This is a genomic window from Parasphingorhabdus sp. SCSIO 66989 (genome assembly GCF_032852305.1).
Classification (GTDB): Bacteria; Pseudomonadota; Alphaproteobacteria; order Sphingomonadales; family Sphingomonadaceae; genus Alterisphingorhabdus; species Alterisphingorhabdus coralli.
Genome location: NZ_CP136594.1, coordinates 2,483,349 through 2,500,438 on the forward strand (window position 1 = coordinate 2,483,349; position 17,090 = coordinate 2,500,438).

Annotated in this window: 15 protein-coding genes; 10 read left to right on the plus strand and 5 right to left on the minus strand. The window is 57.9% G+C overall.

What is annotated here, in order from left to right; all coding sequences use genetic code 11:
* Positions 1–24 precede the first annotated feature (24 nt).
* Positions 25–888, minus strand: coding sequence for an endonuclease/exonuclease/phosphatase family protein (locus RB602_RS11670; protein ID WP_317080758.1), 864 nt, complete (start codon positions 886–888; stop codon positions 25–27).
* A gap of 130 nt (positions 889–1,018) precedes the next feature.
* Here RB602_RS11670 and RB602_RS11675 point away from each other — a divergent pair, with 130 nt between their 5' ends.
* From RB602_RS11675 to RB602_RS11685, 3 genes are read left to right on the plus strand one after another with little or no spacing between them, the layout of a single operon-like run.
* The gene (locus RB602_RS11675; protein WP_317080759.1) at positions 1,019–1,843 is read left to right on the plus strand and encodes a cytochrome b/b6 domain-containing protein; all 825 of its coding nucleotides are present in this window, start codon (positions 1,019–1,021) and stop codon (positions 1,841–1,843) included.
* The gene (locus RB602_RS11680; RefSeq protein ID WP_317080760.1) at positions 1,840–2,703 is read left to right on the plus strand and encodes a molybdopterin-dependent oxidoreductase; all 864 of its coding nucleotides are present in this window, start codon (positions 1,840–1,842) and stop codon (positions 2,701–2,703) included. The genes RB602_RS11675 and RB602_RS11680 overlap by 4 nt, the downstream gene beginning before the upstream one ends.
* Positions 2,704–2,720: 17 nt before the next feature.
* Complete coding sequence (locus tag RB602_RS11685; protein ID WP_317080761.1) at positions 2,721–3,968, plus strand: class I SAM-dependent methyltransferase; 1,248 nt, start codon at positions 2,721–2,723, stop codon at positions 3,966–3,968.
* 204 nt (positions 3,969–4,172) lie between these two features.
* On the opposite strand, the gene RB602_RS11690 is transcribed toward RB602_RS11685, so the two are convergent.
* Together RB602_RS11690 and RB602_RS11695 are read right to left on the minus strand one after the other, a co-directional pair.
* Entirely contained in the window at positions 4,173–4,610 is a 438-nt protein-coding gene (locus tag RB602_RS11690; protein WP_317080762.1) for a DUF1801 domain-containing protein, read from the minus strand.
* Between the two features lie 19 nt (positions 4,611–4,629).
* Positions 4,630–6,693, minus strand: a complete 2,064-nt coding sequence (locus RB602_RS11695) for a S46 family peptidase (RefSeq protein WP_317080763.1) — start codon at positions 6,691–6,693, stop codon at positions 4,630–4,632.
* A 124-nt stretch (positions 6,694–6,817) separates the two neighbouring features.
* On the opposite strand from RB602_RS11695, the gene RB602_RS11700 reads away from it, so the two are divergent.
* The 6 genes from RB602_RS11700 (at position 6,818) to RB602_RS11725 (ending at position 13,319) form a co-directional block, all read left to right on the plus strand.
* Positions 6,818–8,041 carry an argininosuccinate synthase gene (locus RB602_RS11700; protein ID WP_317080764.1) on the plus strand — a complete coding sequence of 408 codons (1,224 nt, stop codon included), beginning with the start codon at positions 6,818–6,820 and terminating at the stop codon, positions 8,039–8,041.
* 896 nt (positions 8,042–8,937) lie between these two features.
* Positions 8,938–9,447 (plus strand): hypothetical protein, encoded by a 510-nt coding sequence (locus RB602_RS11705; RefSeq protein WP_317080765.1) that lies wholly within the window; start codon positions 8,938–8,940, stop codon positions 9,445–9,447.
* Between the two features lie 88 nt (positions 9,448–9,535).
* Positions 9,536–10,537 carry a magnesium chelatase ATPase subunit I gene (bchI, locus tag RB602_RS11710; protein ID WP_317080766.1) on the plus strand — a complete coding sequence of 334 codons (1,002 nt, stop codon included), beginning with the start codon at positions 9,536–9,538 and terminating at the stop codon, positions 10,535–10,537.
* The gene (locus tag RB602_RS11715; RefSeq protein WP_317080767.1) at positions 10,534–12,276 is read left to right on the plus strand and encodes a magnesium chelatase subunit D; all 1,743 of its coding nucleotides are present in this window, start codon (positions 10,534–10,536) and stop codon (positions 12,274–12,276) included. Before bchI ends, RB602_RS11715 begins: the two co-directional genes overlap by 4 nt.
* The gene (gene bchO / locus RB602_RS11720) at positions 12,273–13,163 is read left to right on the plus strand and encodes an alpha/beta fold hydrolase BchO (RefSeq protein WP_317080768.1); all 891 of its coding nucleotides are present in this window, start codon (positions 12,273–12,275) and stop codon (positions 13,161–13,163) included. The genes RB602_RS11715 and bchO overlap by 4 nt, the downstream gene beginning before the upstream one ends.
* 18 nt (positions 13,164–13,181) lie before the next feature.
* Positions 13,182–13,319 carry a hypothetical protein gene (locus RB602_RS11725; RefSeq protein WP_317080769.1) on the plus strand — a complete coding sequence of 46 codons (138 nt, stop codon included), beginning with the start codon at positions 13,182–13,184 and terminating at the stop codon, positions 13,317–13,319.
* A gap of 127 nt (positions 13,320–13,446) precedes the next feature.
* On the opposite strand, the gene RB602_RS11730 is transcribed toward RB602_RS11725, so the two are convergent.
* Positions 13,447–14,289, minus strand: a complete 843-nt coding sequence (locus RB602_RS11730; protein WP_317084517.1) for a hydroxyneurosporene dehydrogenase — start codon at positions 14,287–14,289, stop codon at positions 13,447–13,449.
* Positions 14,286–15,842 carry a 1-hydroxycarotenoid 3,4-desaturase CrtD gene (crtD, locus tag RB602_RS11735; RefSeq protein ID WP_317080770.1) on the minus strand — a complete coding sequence of 519 codons (1,557 nt, stop codon included), beginning with the start codon at positions 15,840–15,842 and terminating at the stop codon, positions 14,286–14,288. Before crtD ends, RB602_RS11730 begins: the two co-directional genes overlap by 4 nt.
* A 179-nt stretch (positions 15,843–16,021) precedes the next feature.
* On the opposite strand from crtD, the gene RB602_RS11740 reads away from it, so the two are divergent.
* Positions 16,022–17,065 (plus strand): methyltransferase, encoded by a 1,044-nt coding sequence (locus RB602_RS11740; protein WP_317080771.1) that lies wholly within the window; start codon positions 16,022–16,024, stop codon positions 17,063–17,065.
* Positions 17,066–17,090: the final 25 nt, after the last annotated feature.

Below are 17,090 nucleotides of genomic sequence, written 5' to 3' on the forward strand. Positions count from 1 at the left end.
GAGCGTTCCCCTCTCGCTAGGCCTTCAAACCCCAATCACCGTAAATATAAGCGGCGCGTGATCAGAGTATTTCTCAATCCATTCATCGCGCTTGCTGTCGATGTGCTCCAACGCCCAGCCGCCTATCTGTACCTCATGGCCCTCACCATCCTGCTCCAGCACCATATGCTCGGCGACAAAGACATGGTCGAGCTCTGACATCGGTAGTGAAGAGCCTGACCCGTTGTAGAAGGTATAGGGAAAGCTGGTCGGTGGCTTGCGCATATCGCGGCGGCGCATTCGGCTGGTGAGCACTGCAATTTCGCGCTCTTTGGGGATGTCATTCTCGCTGCGATAATAATCAAGCCCCATAGTGTTATAGTCACCGAGCACGATAAAGTTCGCCTTCTTCTCATCAACGCCCGCCAGATTGGCCGCGGCCTTGTCGAGTGCTTTTTTGAGCGCGTAGATATTCTCAATCATCGCATCGCGCAGGCCGAAACCTTCCGGGTCAGGCAGGCTTTTGAGATGCACAAACAGGATCGGGATATAGACCTCATCCTTGCGGATGGTGAGCAAGGCGCCGGGGCGCAAAAAGGCATTATTCTGTTTGAATTCGTCCTTCTGGGTGAAAAACGGTGACAGACCGGGGCGCACACCGATCAGGATTTCCTGTGATTGCCGTCCGGTGGTGATGTTAAAGCTGTGCTCGGGAAAGGCCTGCACCATCTTCTCATAGACAAAGCCGCTCGACACCTCGGATATGCTGAAGATATCCGGCGCTTCATCTTTGAGGAACTGGATAACCCGATCGAGACGATTGAGCCGCTTTTGCCGCGTGCGTTCGTCCTTCCCGCCAGTGCCGTTAAAATGCTCGATATTCCAGGTCAGTATCTTCAAGGGCAGCATATTCTGTCTCCCATAAGATATTCGGTGACGCCATGTTACAGCAAAACGGCTCTTCGGTTAAGCCGTCACACATATTGCGTAACCTCCCCGGCATGGCTTACGAACCGGAATATGAGGAGCCGCTTCTTTCATGGCCGATAATCAGCAGGATACTATTCGCACCAGCGTGAAACGCCATGGGCTGGTGACGCGCCTTTGGCACTGGACCAATGCGGTGACGCTGCTGGTGCTGCTGATGAGCGGGTTCACCATATTCAACGCCCATCCACGGCTTTACTGGGGCGACACCGGCAACAATTTTGAACCGGCCTGGCTGGCCATCGGCACCAGCGAAACGCGCAGCTATGTCCGCATCAACCGCACCAAGATACCGTCCACCGGGGTTATCGGCCATTGGCGCGATGATGCCGGTCGGGTGCAGAATTGGGCCTTTCCCGATTGGGCCACCATCCCGTCACGCTATGATCTCGCCGCCGGGCGGCAATGGCATTTCTTCTTTGCATGGATACTGTCGATCAGCCTTTTGCTATTCATGGTTTTCAGCCTGTTTAACAAGCATATAGCCAATGATCTGCATATGCGACGTGAAGACTGGTCGCCGCGTAATATCGCCGCGACCCTATGGCATCATGTGCGGTTGCGTTTCCCAAAAGGGCGCGAAGCTTTGCGCTATAACAGTCTGCAAAAGCTCAGCTATATTGGCGTGATCTTTATCGCCCTGCCGCTGATGATTGCCACCGGGCTAGCCATGTCGCCGCAGATGAATGCGGCTATGCCCTGGCTACCCGAACTCTTTGGCGGGCGGCAATCGGCGCGGTCATGGCATTTTATCATCGCCTTTGCGCTGGTGGCGTTTTTCCTGGTGCATATGCTGATGGTCCTGCTCAGCGGTCCGATCCAGCAATTGCGTGGGATTACCTCGGGGCGCGTTCAAATTTCGGAGGGTAGCGAATGACCGATACCCACAAACCGTCAGGGCTGAGCCTGTCGAAGCCCGTTTCTCAATACGGAAAGACGCCCTTCGACAGGCTCAGGGCTAACGGTAAAGGACGCCAAGTCTCCATAACCCGCCGCAAATTGCTCGGCGGTGCTGCGCTGGGCCTCGCGGGCGGCCTGCTCAGCGGTTGCGATATGCTCAATGACAGCAAGCCTTTCCGCAACATGCTGCGCAGCGCGGAGAGTGCCAATTTCACCGTGCAGCGCGCGCTGACGGACCGGCAGGCATTGGCTACCACCTTCCCCGAAAGCGCTATCTCGCCGGTCTTCCCGTCCAATGGCACCAAGGAGCCGGACAGCGCCTCCTATGCCCGCTTTGCCGCGCGCGATTTTGCCGGTTGGCCGCTAATCATTGACGGGTTGGTCGAGAACCCGCTCGACCTGACGCTGGAACAGGTACGCGCCATGCCCAGCCAGACCCAGATCACCCGGCATGATTGCGTCGAGGGCTGGAGTGCGATCGGCAAATGGACCGGGGTGCGGCTTTCGCATCTGCTCGAACAGGCGAAGCTCAAGCCCGAGGCGCGCTATCTGGTGTTCCATTGCGCTGATCGGCTTTATGGTGTCCCCTATTATGAGAGCATCGACCTGATTGACGCGCACCACCCGCAGACGATTCTCGCCTGGGCGCTCAATGATGAACCGCTGCCCATCGGCAATGGCGCGCCGCTCAGGCTGCGGGTTGAGCGCCAATTGGGGTATAAACATGCAAAATATGTGGTGCGAATAGAGGCCGTTAGCACCCTGGGGGGTGTTTATGGCGGCAAAGGCGGGTATTGGGAGGATGTCGCCAACTATGCCTGGTATGCCGGGATATAGCAGACGTAGGATATTGTGTGGGAAGTCATGAGGTCGCTTATATTATGTGGTTGTTGGACCGTTTTCTGAAGAAGATCATCACTGAGGGTGTACTCGAAGTCGAAGGGCCCGAGGGGGAAAGCTATGAATATGGCGAGCCGCATGAGGATTATGGCCCGGTCCGGCTTAAAATCGCCGACAAGGCCACCGCCAACCGTATCAGCCGTAATCCGGCACTCGGTGCGGGCGAGGCCTTTATGGATGGCACCCTCACCATTGAGAATGACGATATTTTCGGCCTGTTGGCGCTGATCGCCTATAATATGCGTTGGGATTATGAGAATACGACCCGTGTCGGCCTCTGGAAATCGCAGCGGTTGCTGTCCAAAATCCAGCAGGTGAATGACTCGGTACGCAGCCGCAAAAATGTCGCGCATCATTATGATCTGAATGACCGTCTTTATGATCTCTTTCTTGATGCTGACCGCCAATATAGCTGCGCTTATTTCACCGATAGCGACAATAGTCTGGAACAGGCGCAGCAAGACAAGATGGCGCATATCGCGGCCAAGCTGGACCTGAAGCCGGAGCATCAGGTGCTCGATATCGGCTGTGGCTGGGGCGGGCTTTCGCTCTATATTCACAAGGTGTCCGGCGCGCGGGTCAAGGGCATTACCCTGTCCGAAGAACAGCTAAAGGTAGCGCGTGAACGCGCCGAGGCGGCAGGCGTGGCCGACAAGGTGTCGTTCGAGCTGATCGACTATCGCCATGTGCAGGAGACCTTTGACCGTGTTGTCTCCGTGGGCATGTTCGAGCATGTCGGGCGACCCAATTTTCAGGCCTATTTTGACGCAATCCGCGATCGGCTAAAGCCCGATGGCGTGGCGCTGGTGCACACCATCGCCCGCGCCGACGGGCCGGGTGTTACCGACCCTTGGACGCAGAAGTATATCTTCCCCGGTGGCTATGCCCCGGCGCTGAGCGAGATCCTGCCACATGTTGAAAAGGCATGGCTCTGGGCCACTGATATCGAGATTCTGCGGCTGCATTACGGCCATACCTTGGTCCACTGGTATAAACGCTGCGAAGCCAAGCGCGCCGAGATCGAGGCGCTGTATGATGAGCGCTTTTACCGCATGTGGATGTTCTATCTGGCTGCAGCGGCCAATGCGTTTTTCCATGATGGACACATGAATGCGCAGATCCAGCTTACGCGGAAGCGTGATGTACTGCCGCTGACGCGCGATTATATTGCCGAGGTGGAGAGGAAATATCGTAAGACATAAATCCTCCCCCTTGGGGGAGGGGTACCAGCCGTAGCTTTAGCGAAGGCTGGTGGAGGGGCACCCTCGGCCTGATACAGAGTCAGCAAAAATCTGCGATTTCTGTTCCCATCATGCAAAGCCATAATGCACTGCGGGCATAGCATAATGTTGCCTGTGCCCCTCCACCACCTTCGGTGGTCCCCCTCCCCGTTCCGGGGAGGAAAATCACTCTGGATACTTCCGCTGCATATGCTCCCAATCGTCGCGGATCAGTTCTTCCAGCACATCCATATCCACATTTTTCAAACGCGTGATGTAGAGACAGGCTCTCGCCATTTTGTGCTTGCCTAGCTTGGCCAGCAAAGCATCGCGCTTCTTCTGCGCCTCGCCATCATAGGCACTGCCCATAATATAGAGGCTGAGATTGGCTTTGCGCGGCGAAAAACCGGTGCGGAGGAAATCCCCTTCACGACCGCTGTCATATTTATAGTGATAGCTACCATAGCCGATAATGGAATCGCCCCACATTTTCGGCTCCACGCCGGTTACCTTGTGGAACAGATCAAGCAGAACACGCGCGTCTTCACGTCGCCCGTCATGCTCGACCGCATTAATGAAAGCGTTTACATCGCCGTCATTTTCCTGCGTCTTGTTCTCGGCCATGGCTGCTATCCTATACGCCTCAATCTCCCGCGAGTTCGGCCACTAGTTCCGGCGCCGGATAGAGCACTTCCAGCGCCTGCTGGATCGCCTCGGTGGATACAACAACGGTGCGGTTCAGATTGCCATCATAGCCATAATTGCCACCGAGGGAATGGATGTTGCCGTCAAAGGCGGCGCCGATCACCGCACCCTCTTTGTCGAGAACCGGTGAGCCGGAATTGCCGCCGATAATGTCATTGGTGGTGACAAAGTCATAGGTGGCATCCGCGTTGATCTTGTCCTTATTGGCCTTGAACGCCTCGGCAAGCTCATAGGGGTCAGAGCCGGTGGCGCGGTCATAAGTGCCGCCCATTTGGGTCGAGAACGGGACCTGTACGCCATTTTCTTCCCAGCCGGTGACACGGCCATAGCTGATGCGCAGGGTGAAGGTCGCATCGGGATAGATGCTGTCGCCATAGGCCGCGAAACGCGCATCGGTCAGCTTGGCCTGCGCTGCGGTAACCGGGGCCTCATATTCTTCTTCAAACTGCTCTGTCAGCTCATGCGAACGTGCATCCTGTGACAGCGCCAGCTTGATCAGCGGATCATCCGAAGCCTCAACCGCGGCCAGACCGCCTTCCCAAAGCGCCTTGCGTGTCTCCGGATCGGCAAGGCCGGTGCCGGAGACCAGCCGCTCAGCCATCGCCTCGGGGCTTTCCTTACCCAGCAAGGCCTGCACATCAGGATTGTCCGTGGTCATGATCTCGCGTGTTTTGGAAAGCCAGAACCGCAAGCTCAGCTCCTCCAACCAGGGATAGGTCGGCTTGGCATCAAGCAGGCGTTTCTCCGTAAGCGGCAGGTGCGCATCGCTAAAGCGTGGCTCGCGCTCAGCATTGGGCTTCTCACGCTCCTTCGCCGCGCGCACCAGGGTACGGGCATAGCTGTAAAGCTGCGACCCACCCGAGCTGTCAATCTGGCCATAGGCTTCATCAAAATTGCGATAGGCAGATACCGCACCGGCAATATCGCCCCATGGGTCACCTTCCAATGTGCCCGCGCTGCGTTCCTTTAACTCAGCCTCGCTGGCATCCAGCTGTGCGGCGAATTCTGCGTTGTTCAGCGCCTGCATCCGGCCATAAAGCGCCTTATAGCTATTCTCGACACCGAACAGGCGGCTGCCGCCCTCTCTTGTGCGTTCCTCGCTGCCACGCATCGCCTCGATCAGGCGGCCGCGATATTCCGCCAGTTGCAGCAGGCGATTGGGCAGCGCCACCTCGCGCTGATAGGCGCGTTGTGCGCCAGTCATACCGCGTTGGGTCGAGCCGGGATTGCCAACAACAAAGGTGATCTCGCCATCCTGCGGCGCGCGGGGATTCCATTTCAGATGTGCAGGCGTATCCACCGGCTTGCCATCCTCATAGGCACGCAGAAATGCCGCATCCATGGCATAGCGCGGGAAGTTGAAATTGTCGGGATCGCCGCCAAAGAATGCCGCCTTGAATTCCGGCGCCCAGGCAATGCGGACATCGGAATATTTGCGATATTTATAGAGCTTATACTGACCGCCGCCAAAGAGGGTGACCACCTGACAGCGGGTCGTTTCGCGATCCGGGCATTCGCTTGCCTCAATCTCGGAGATACGGGCGTCACGCGCGCTGACCAGAGCCGCGCCCGCCTTCCCGGCAATCGCAGAGGTAATGTCGCCGGTATAGTCGGTGATATCGGTCACCACCTCCGCTTGCTGACCCGGACAGGTGCGTTCTTCGCTGCGCTGGCGCGCATTCACGCCATTGGCAACCAGATCGCTGTCCTGTGTCGACAAGTCCTGCAGACAGCGCACAACACAGTGATGATTGGTGAGGATCAGGCCTTCGGGCGAAACAAAGCTGGCCGAACACCCGCCGGTCAGCCGCACCGCCGCGGCGCGGGTGCGATCAAGCCATTGCTGATCCGGCGCCCAGCCATATTCGCCCTGCACCTTCTCGGTCGGGAAGGCATCAAAGGTCCACATGCCCTCTTCTGCCTGCGCCGCCGGTGCGATGGCGATAAGCGCTGAACCCGCCAGCCATGCGGTTGCTTTGCGCGCACGAAATGATGTCGTCATAAATCCTGCTCCTGCTTTGGATATAGCCTCATGATATTCTGTCACATGCTTCTATCGGCTTGCCCGCATCTGTCCAGCCTGATAATCGCGCTGGCGAATTTCCGGTTTTGAAGGTTGCCCGCACATGACTGATACGCCCAAAAAAGTTGTCCTCGCCTATTCAGGCGGGCTGGATACCAGTGTGATCCTGAAATGGTTGCAGACCGAATATGGCTGTGAGGTCATCACCTTTACCGCTGATCTGGGTCAGGGTGAGGAACTGGAGCCGGCGCGGCGCAAAGCGGAAGCTATGGGCATTCCTGACAAGCACATCTTTATCGAAGATCTGCGCGAGGAATTTGTTGCCGATTATGTCTTCCCGATGATGCGCGCCAATGCGCTCTATGAGGGGCTGTATCTGCTTGGCACATCGATCGCGCGGCCGCTTATTTCCAAGCGCCAGATCGAGATTGCGCACAAGCTGGGTGCCGATGCAGTCAGCCATGGCGCGACCGGCAAAGGCAATGATCAGGTGCGTTTTGAGCTCGGCTATTATGCGCTTGATCCGGATATCAAGGTTATCGCCCCGTGGCGCGAATGGGATCTGACCAGCCGCACCAAGCTGATCGAATTTGCCGAACAGCACCAGATTGCCGTGCCCAAGGACAAGCGCGGCGAGGCGCCCTTCTCCACCGATGCCAATCTGCTGCATACATCTTCGGAAGGCAAGGTGCTGGAAGACCCTTGGGAAGAGACGCCCGACTATGTCTATTCGCGCACCGACAACCCCGAAGACGCCCCCGATACGCCGGAATATATCACCATTGATTTTGAGCATGGCGATGGCGTCGCGATCAATGGCGAGCCGCTGTCTCCTGCGGACCTGCTCGCGAAGCTCAACGACCTTGGCAAGACGCATGGTATTGGTCGGCTCGATCTGGTCGAGAACCGCTTTGTCGGCATGAAATCACGCGGCATGTATGAGACACCGGGCGGCACCATCTATCATATCGCGCATCGCGGTATCGAGCAGTTGACGCTCGATCGCGGTGCGGCGCATCTCAAGGACGAACTCGCCCCGCGCTATGCCGAGCTGATCTATAATGGCTTCTGGTTCTCACCCGAACGCGAGATGCTGCAGGCGGCGATTGACCATAGCCAGCGCAATGTCACCGGCACGGTAAGGCTGAAGCTCTATAAGGGACTGGCGCAGGTGGTCGGCCGCAAGGCGGATGTCGCGTTCAACCTCTATAGCGAAGACGTCGTCACCTTTGAGGATGACGCCGGCAGCTATGACCAGCGCGACGCCGAGGGCTTTATCAAGCTCAACGCTTTGCGCTTGCGGTTACTGGGACGTCGCAAAGGGTAAATTTCGAGTCGGAATCGACTCAGTAACGATCTGGCTGCGGGTCTTTTCCGGGTCATAAAATTGCGTGTTCAAACCACTCTGTAACCCGGTCAGGACCGGAAGTTACTGTCCACAAAGTTATCCACCGTAAAGCGTCAAGCGATGTGGATAAGTCGCGCGATTTTGATTGCGGCACCGGCCTGTGCATGACAGCTTTGAATTGTCGAAAGGGCAACTGCCCAGACGGGAAATCAGAGGCAAAAGCATGAAAATGCTGATGTTCTTGAAAGTACCGACACAGAAACGCAAGGGAAAGTCGACGCTGGCAACAGGGTGTGACTGGAACGGAAACGTAAAGGTCTTGTGAAGGAAACCGCAAGGTGGACGGAGCAGTCAGGCAGTGAGAATTTCGATGATTGAAAAGGTGCGACCAGCTTGCTGGGAGAGCCATTTTGATCGGCATTATGAGACTGTCAGGATGTGACGACAGGCCGCTGTGTAAGCAGCAGTGTGACGAAACAGAGAGACAAAGACCATAGTGTCAGATGTGGACAAGCGGTGAGTGCGATCTTCGGATCAGCTTACCGCTTGGAAACATCGGACGCCGGACGGTTGGGTGGTAGGCATCGCTGGACCCTTCTAGGTTCGCATCGGTTTTATGGGCAGTGATCCCGTATCGCGGCGCAAAAAATCGAGATTGGAAAGCGATTTCCAACGCAGATTACCCGATAAATCGGCGCAGTGGGGGCCGACCGCAAGGTCGGCCCCCGTTTTGCATTTTGGGCAGTATTTTCTCTCTCTGCACTTATCAGCATAGCGGCTAATGTAAGGCTACACCGCTCTTTCTGATTGACGCATAGCCTCATCTGTCTTAGTGATATATATTGATAACACACTAAAGCATGATGGAGTTTATAATGCGCCCTTCACATTCCTTGGCTCTTGCTGTTGCCTGCACAGCAGCGTTGGCCCTTGCTGGTTGCAAGCAGGTCGATACCGATGCTGAAGCCACCGATACAACGACAGAGGTTCAGGACAGCGACTCCGAAGAGGAAAATGTCAGCTTCTCGATAAAGGCCGAAGGGTTCTCCATGGAGATTGACCTGCCGCTCGATGAGGTCGACAGCGAAGACGCCAAAGGCCATGCGGAAGGCCTGTATCCCGGTTCCAAGGTCAAGGGCATTGCAATTGAAAGCAAGCAGACCGATGAAGGCGGCGAAACCGTCGTGGCTATCGACTTTGAAGCACCTGCCTCCCGGGACGAGGTTGCCGACTGGTTTGTAAGCAAAATCTCCAAAGAAGGCGGCAGCGCAAGCCGCGATGGCGACACCATTTCCGGCAAGATGGATGATGGTCAGGACTATACGCTGACGCTCACCGAAGATGGCGACAAAACCAAAGGCATATTGCGCATCATCCCCGATTGAGCGGATCAATTTCAGGTCAATATAAGCTAACCTTACATATTGAACTGTTTATCTTTTCATACACTCATGTCCATGTTACGCCATGGGCATGAGTGCATTTCCCTTTAGCGCCATTGTCGGTCAGGACGAGATGAAACTCGCCCTGCTGGTTTCTGCAGTTGACGGTCGGATTGGCGGGGTCATGATCTTTGGTGATCGCGGCACCGGCAAGTCCACCGCCGCGCGCGCCTTAGCCGCCACCCTGCCCCCCATAAGAGTGCTCGAAGGCAGCCGCTATAATTGTGATCCCGACCGTGATGTCGGCTTTGTCGACCCGCAAGCCGGCAAGCGGGTGCGCAAGGTGCCGGTACCGTTTGTAGACCTGCCGCTCGGCTCGACCGAGGACCGGGTGTTGGGCACGCTCGATCTGGAGCGCGCGCTGGCGCATGGCGAGAAGGAATTTGAGCCCGGCCTGTTGGCCAAGGCGCATCGTGGCTTTCTCTATATAGACGAGATTAACCTGCTGGAGGACCATGTCGTTGATCTGCTGCTTGATGTCGCCGCATCGGGCGAAAATCTGGTCGAGCGCGATGGTATGAGCATCCGTCATCCGGCAAAATTCGTGCTGATCGGCAGCGGCAATCCGGAAGAAGGCGAGTTGCGGCCTCAACTTCTCGACCGCTTCGGCTTGTCGGTCGAGGTGCGCACGCCAGAGTCGATTGATGATCGTGTAGAGATTATGCGCCGCTGCGACGAGCAGGAGCGCAACCCGGACAAATTCGCCGAGAAATGGAAACCCGAAGACGCCAAGGTGCTGCGCAAAATCGCCAAGGCGAAAAAGGCACTGCCAGCAATCAAAACCTCTGCCAAAATGCTGAAAGACACCGCCGAAATCTGCAAGGCAGTCGGTGCCGATGGCCTGCGCGGCGAATTGACGCTGATGCGCGCGGCGCGGGCGCTGGCAGCGCTCAACGGCGACAAATCGGTCACCCGCGAACATCTGCGCACTATGGCGCCACTGGCGCTGCGCCACAGGCTGCGACGCGATGTGCTGGATGAGACCGGATCGACGGTGCGGATTGAACGGGCGCTGGAAGAGCTGTTCGATTGAACGACGCCGCCGCCCCGGACCAGATGCATGCGGCAAGCGATGCCGCCGACCAGACATTAGCGGCACAATTTTTCCTCAATGATCCCCTCGCCTTTCGCGGCATCTGCCTGCGCGGCTTTGGCCCGGTGCGTGATCATCTGGTGGCGCAACTGGTCGAACGGCTGAGCGCCGATTATCCGGTGATCAAGGTGCCGATCAATGTCGATAATGAGCGGCTTTTGGGCGGCGTCGATCTGACCGCCACCCTCGCCACCGGTCGCCGTGTCGAGCGGCCCGGACTGATCGAACAGGCAGAAGGCGGGGTTCTGCTGATCCCCATGGCCGAGCGCATGGCCGAAGATGTCGCGGCACATATCGCACAAGCGCTGGATACAAGCAATCTGGGGGTAATCCTGCTCGATGACTCGGTGGAAGCCGATGAAGCGCCTCCACGTGGTTTGATCGAGCGGATAGCGTTTCGCTGCGATCTTAGCCGGGTGCGCACTTTGGAAGCGGTTGATCTGGCACCGACGCCACCTGAAACCAAACCTGCGAAGCTCAGCAAAGACCAGCAGAAATCGCTGGCGGTTACAGCGGCCATGCTCGGTATCTATTCGGTGCGGCCATTGCTGTTTGCCCAGAGCGTCGCGCGGCAACATGCGGCGCTTTATGAGCAAGCCAAGGTGGATGACGATGATATCGCGACAGCGGTGCGGCTGGTTCTCGCTCCACGCGCGACGCAATTGCCGCCTGCGGAACCGCCGCCCGAGGAAGAGCCGCCTCCACCGGAGGATCAGCAGCCCGAGGAACCGGAAGATGATCCCGGCGATGGCGATGAGGAGCAGAGTCTCGACGATATCCCGCTCGAGGACATATTGCTCGAAGCAGCAGCCGCCGCGATCCCGCCGCATGTGCTCGACCAGATCAATGACAATGTCCGCGCCGCAGGGCCATCGAGCGCGGGCAAATCAGGGCAGAAGAGCAAATCCACCATGCGCGGTCGGCCTTTGGGCACGCGGCCCGGCCTGCCCGGCAATGGCAAGCGGCTGGCGCTGATCGACAGCCTGCGCGCTGCTGCGCCGTGGCAGACGATTCGACGCAATGCCGCGCAACAGGCGGATCAGGATGCGGACCCGGAGAAAATCCATATCCGCAAATCCGATCTTCGCGTGCGCCATTTCGAGGAGCGGCGCGAGACAGTGACGATTTTTGCCGTCGATGCGTCGGGTTCCTCGGCACTGGCGCGGCTCGCTGAGGCCAAAGGCGCGGTCGAGCTGATGCTGGCCGAAGCCTATGTCAAACGCTCGCAAGTGGCGCTGATCGCCTTCCGGCAAAATGGTGCAGAGGTTCTGCTTCCCCCCACCCGCTCGCTCACCCGCGCAAGACGTGCCCTCAGCGCCCTTCCCGGCGGCGGCGGCACGCCCTTGGCGGCGGGCTTGATCGCGGCGCAGCAGCTTGCAGAAGCCGCCGTGAAACGCGGCCAGACGCCGACCATCGCGCTGCTCACCGATGGCAAGGCCAATGTGCTGAGCGATGGCACGCCTGACCGCAAAGGTGCGATGGAAGAGGCGGAGAATGCTGCCAAGGCCATAGCGGCGCAGGCGCTGCCCGCCATTGTCCTTGATATCTCACCACGCCCACGCCCGGAGGCCGCCACGCTGGCAAAGGCGCTTAACGGCCGCTATTTCCCGCTGCCCCGCGCTCAAAGCGCCGCCATGGTCGAAGCAATAGAAAGTGTCGGCCAGGACGCGGGACGATGAGCCAGCGCTATCCCGATTGGGAGCGCGAGGGCAAGGACTGGCCCAATCGCGCCGCCAGCCATTTTGTCAGCACCCAAGGCTATCGCTGGCATGTGCAGCAAATGGGCAGAAGCGCCGACCAAGCGCCGACGATCCTGCTGCTCCATGGCACCGGCGCGGCGACGCATAGCTGGCGCGATATGATGCCGCTGCTCGCTGTGGACCATCATGTAATTGCAGTTGATCTGCCTGGCCATGGCTTTACCCGCCCGACCTTTCAGCGCCGCGTCACCCTGCCCGCTATGGCGCACTCGATCGCAGATCTGATGCAGCATCTCGATACGCAACCCGATCTGATTGTCGGCCATTCCGCCGGCGCCGCTATTGGTGCGCAGATATTGCTCGATCATGACTGGCAGGTACCGCTGATCGGTTTCACCCCGGCGCTGATGCCCTTTCCCGGCCTTGGCGCGAAGATATTCCCCTCCCTCGCGCGGGTGCTGTTCACCAACCCGTTCACAGCGATCATATTCTCTCGCATGGCCAGCCGCCCGGGCGAGGCCGAGAAGTTCCTCAAACGCGCTACTGGATCGGATCTGGATGCTGCAGGACTCGACTATTATGGTCGCCTGTTTCGCCATTCCGGCCATTGTGACGGCGCGATCCGGATGATGGCCAATTGGGACCTGGATACGCTCAGCAGCCGGCTGACAGAACTGCGTACGCCGACGCTGTTGCTCCATGCCGAGAAGGACAAGGCCATCCCGCAATCCTCGGTACTGGGCGCGGCGGAGCGGATATCTGACTCTGTGACTCAGGACATGGCAGCACTCGGCCATCTGGCGCATGAAGAGGATGCGGAACAAGCGGTGCGGATCATCAGGGAGTTTTCTGCGTTACATCTTTAGGTTTTATGGAGCGGCGCAATGAATATTGGCATGATTGAACTGATCGGCGTTTTTGGTTTGGTTCTCGCCTTTCTCGGTTGGCAATATTGGTCGGTCAGCCGCGATATTGCCAAGGACAAGGAGAAGAAGGCGCAGGAGGACGAGGACTCCTCCTAAGCACTGGTTAGTGATCGTACCGTTAGCCCTGAGCCTGTCGAAGGGCGTTTCTCAACCATGTGCAATACGGATAAGCGGGCTTCGACAAGCTCAGCCCTAGCGGTTCCAAGTAAGACCGATGGCCGCTCTATTTCTCCCGCGGCATGCGGAAGGGTAACATGAGCTGCACCACTGGATTGACCAGCCGATCGAGCGAAATGCTCTCCTGTACCGCCATAACCGGCTCACCAAACAGCTTCATCGACAGCGCCGAACGCGCATAAAAGGGCGAATCTTCCCAGGTTTTCACCACCCGCGCAAAACCGCGATCTGCCCGGGTCTGGCGGTCCAGCCCCCAGAATGTCCGCGGCAATGGCGCGACCATGGGAAGGTCCACCTCATGCGGCGTGCCCGAGGCATCAAAACGCAAGGCGCTGGCGAAATGGCTGTCATCGCGGCGGCGCCCTTCATAGCTGACGACAACTTCCTTGCCGATATGCGCGCGTGACCAGTGCCAGCTGCGGAAGCCATCTTCAATCGGTTCATCGCCATGATTGCTGTCTAGATAGCCGCTACCTTTCCAGGAGACATCCGGCTGCTCCATCTTCACCTCAATCCGCGCCTGAGGGGAGATTGGCTTCCAGCTATGCAGGCCGTGCGGATCAAGGTGGAAATTGCGGGTATTGATCATCTCCGGGTAAACAATCACCTGCCCCTTCACTCGCCTGCGGAACGGGTTGAGGATGCGGCTGTCGCGCTCTTCGATATCGATAATCAGCCGGTCTTTATCCCAGCGCATCGCGCTTGGCCCGACGCTCAGCATATCGCGTTCCTGACGACTGTCTTGCTCACCGCGTTCGGTCATCACCCAGCGCGAATGCTTATCGCCATATAGCGCGACATTGATCGAGCAATGGTCGAGCGGAATATCGCGGCCTGAACGCTTGTAATAGGGCGAGAAAACGCTGCCGACAAAGCCGATAATCGTCAGTCCATAGCGCTTGTCGTCGCTGAATGCGTCGAGATACCACCAGTGATAACCGGTGGGCGGGACATGCGCGTCGAAAAATGGTCTTCCAGCACCGTCTGGCTCGCTATCCTGCCCGACAAGGCGGCCATGGGGACCCCGGCTCCCGGATGGGTGCCCCCGCCCGTGCAATAGAGACCAGATACCCGCGTTCGACTTCCGGGCCGGAGGAAGGACGCCGCCCAGCCGTGCGAGGCCCGTCCATAAAGGGCTCCACCCGTCGCCGGAAAAAGCCTGTGGAACGCGCTGGGCGTTACCAGCTGGTGCGCCATGGGCTGTTTCACGTCCAGACCGCAATGGCTCAGTTGATGCAGCATGTTTGCCGTGCATCGCTCTTTCTCCTCCTCGGTATATTCGTGGGAATCGCCATTGGCTGGTGCATTAACAATGACTTGAAGCCGTTCTGGTTCCCCTTGGCGCCATCCGCCGGTGCCGCGGTCAAGGGCGCAGACATAGGCGGTTGGCTTGTCCGGTGGCTTTCCCGATGCGATCTGCGCAAACTCACGCGGATAATCATCGGAAAAGAACACATTGTGATGGTCGAGTTCAAAGCCGTCAGTTTTAGCATGGGCGAGCCACACCATGGCGGACAGCGAGCGCTTGTCTTTGTTGATCGCATCGACCGCTTTAGTGGCAGCAGCGCCGAACAGGCCGGTGCCGAGCGCGGAAGGATCGGCATTGCAGATCACTACCTGCGCGTCCAACTGCTTGCCATTGGCGAGAGTGACACCCTTGGCCTTGCCGCCAGAAACTGTGATTTCCTTGACCGCATCGCCATAATGAAAAGCCGCGCCATTGTTGGCCGCCACCGTTTCCAGCGCTTTTGCCAAAGCGCTCATACCCCCGGTTATCAGCCACACACCGCGCGCCTCGACACTGGCAATCAGCATCAAGGTCGCCGGAGTTTCAAAGGGAGAAGAGCCGCAATAGGTGCTGTAGCGGCCAAAAAGCTGCTGCAGCCGGGCATCCTTGAAATAGCTTCCCAGCGCGCTCCACATGGTTTGGAAGGGGCGGATCGCCAGCAGCTTGCCGACACGACTCCACCCGACACGGCGCATCAGGCCGAAGGGGTTGGTCTTGCTGCCATGCATGAAAGGCTCGTTCAAAATATCGAGCATCTTTTGCGCATCGCGGCTGAAACGGCGGAAACCCTCGGCTTCCTGCGCGCCGGCAAAATCGCCAATTGCATCAATGCTGCGCTGCTCATCAGCGAACAGGTCAAGGATTTCGCGATCATCCCAGGCATGGCGCGCAATGCGATCAGCCGGTTTCAGATCAAGATGTTCGGCCAGTTCTGCCCCGGCATCGGCGAAGATTGCTTCCAGTGACGGGCGCATCGTAAAAACAGTGGGACCAGCGTCCACCCCATGCCCAGCCACGTCCACTTTGCGCGCCTTGCCGCCGGGTTTTTGCTCCTTTTCCACCACCATCACCGGCACCCCGCGTGCCGAGAGCAAAGCGGCGCTGACGAGCCCGCCAATCCCTGCTCCGATAATGATGACTGGCGCTTCCTTCACCTTCTCTCCTAAAGGATAGAGCATTGATCCATAAGGTTCAGTTTGACGTGGATTTGCAAAATGTCCAGTCTTATTGACACTTTGATCTGAATAGGAGTCATGACATCGCTTCTGAAAAACTGACATGGTATGCCCGCTATGTGCTGCGGCGGAACAAAATCCTGAGCAGCGAGAAATTCTTGAGCTGGGCCTCCAACACCCCACTGGTGCGCGGCTTTGCTCGGCGTAAAGCGGCGGCGCAGTTCAATCTGATCAACGGCTTTATCTATTCTCAGATTATCGGTGTGGTGGTTGAAACCGGGCTGCTCGAATTTCTGTCCGACGGTATCCACTCGCTGGAGGAAGTAGCGGGGCATTGTGGCCTCAGCCACCATGCTGCCGACCGGTTACTGCGTGCCGCGCGTTCACTGGAGTTGGTCGAGTCGCCGGTTGCAGGGGGCTGGTCGCTCGGCGTTGCCGGCGCACCACTGTCCTCCAATGAAGGCGCCAAAGCCATGGCACGGCATCGCGATATGATCTACCGCGATATTACCGATCTGCTCGACCTGTTGCGTGATGATCGCCGGTCGCCGACACGGCTCTCCAACTTCTGGTCCTATGCCGCGCAAGATGAGGCAGAGCCGAACTCTGCATCCGATTACTCCGCACTCATGGCTGCGACTCAGCCTATGGTCGCTGAACAGATTGTCCATCGCTATGGCTTTGGCAGGCACAGTAAGATGCTCGATATTGGCGGCGGATCAGGGGCTTTTGCTGCCGCCGTCGCCGAGGTCGCGCCGCAACTGGATATCGGCATATTCGATCTGCCCGAAGTGATGCCCAGCACCGCTGAACGACTCGCTGCACTGGGGCTGGAAGAGCGCATCACCGCGCATCCCGGCAGCTTTATCACCGATGCCCTACCCTCAGGCTATGACCTGATCACGCTGAACCGTATCTTGCACGACCATGATGATCCGATTGTCACCGCATTATTGGCGAAAATCCAGGCTTCGCTGCCCGCCAATGGCCGACTCCTGATTATCGAGCCAATGGCAGAGACTCGGGGCGCAGAACCCATGGGCGATGGCTATTTCGGCCTCTACCTCTGGGCGATGCGATCAGGCCGTCCGCGTTCGCTGAAAGAATACCGCCAAATGCTTAAAAATGCAGGATTTTCGCGGTCTAAAGAGATCAAAACATCGCAGCCGCTGATCACCAAAGCGATTGTCGCGGATAAATGACAGGAAAAAGTGTCAATTTAATTTG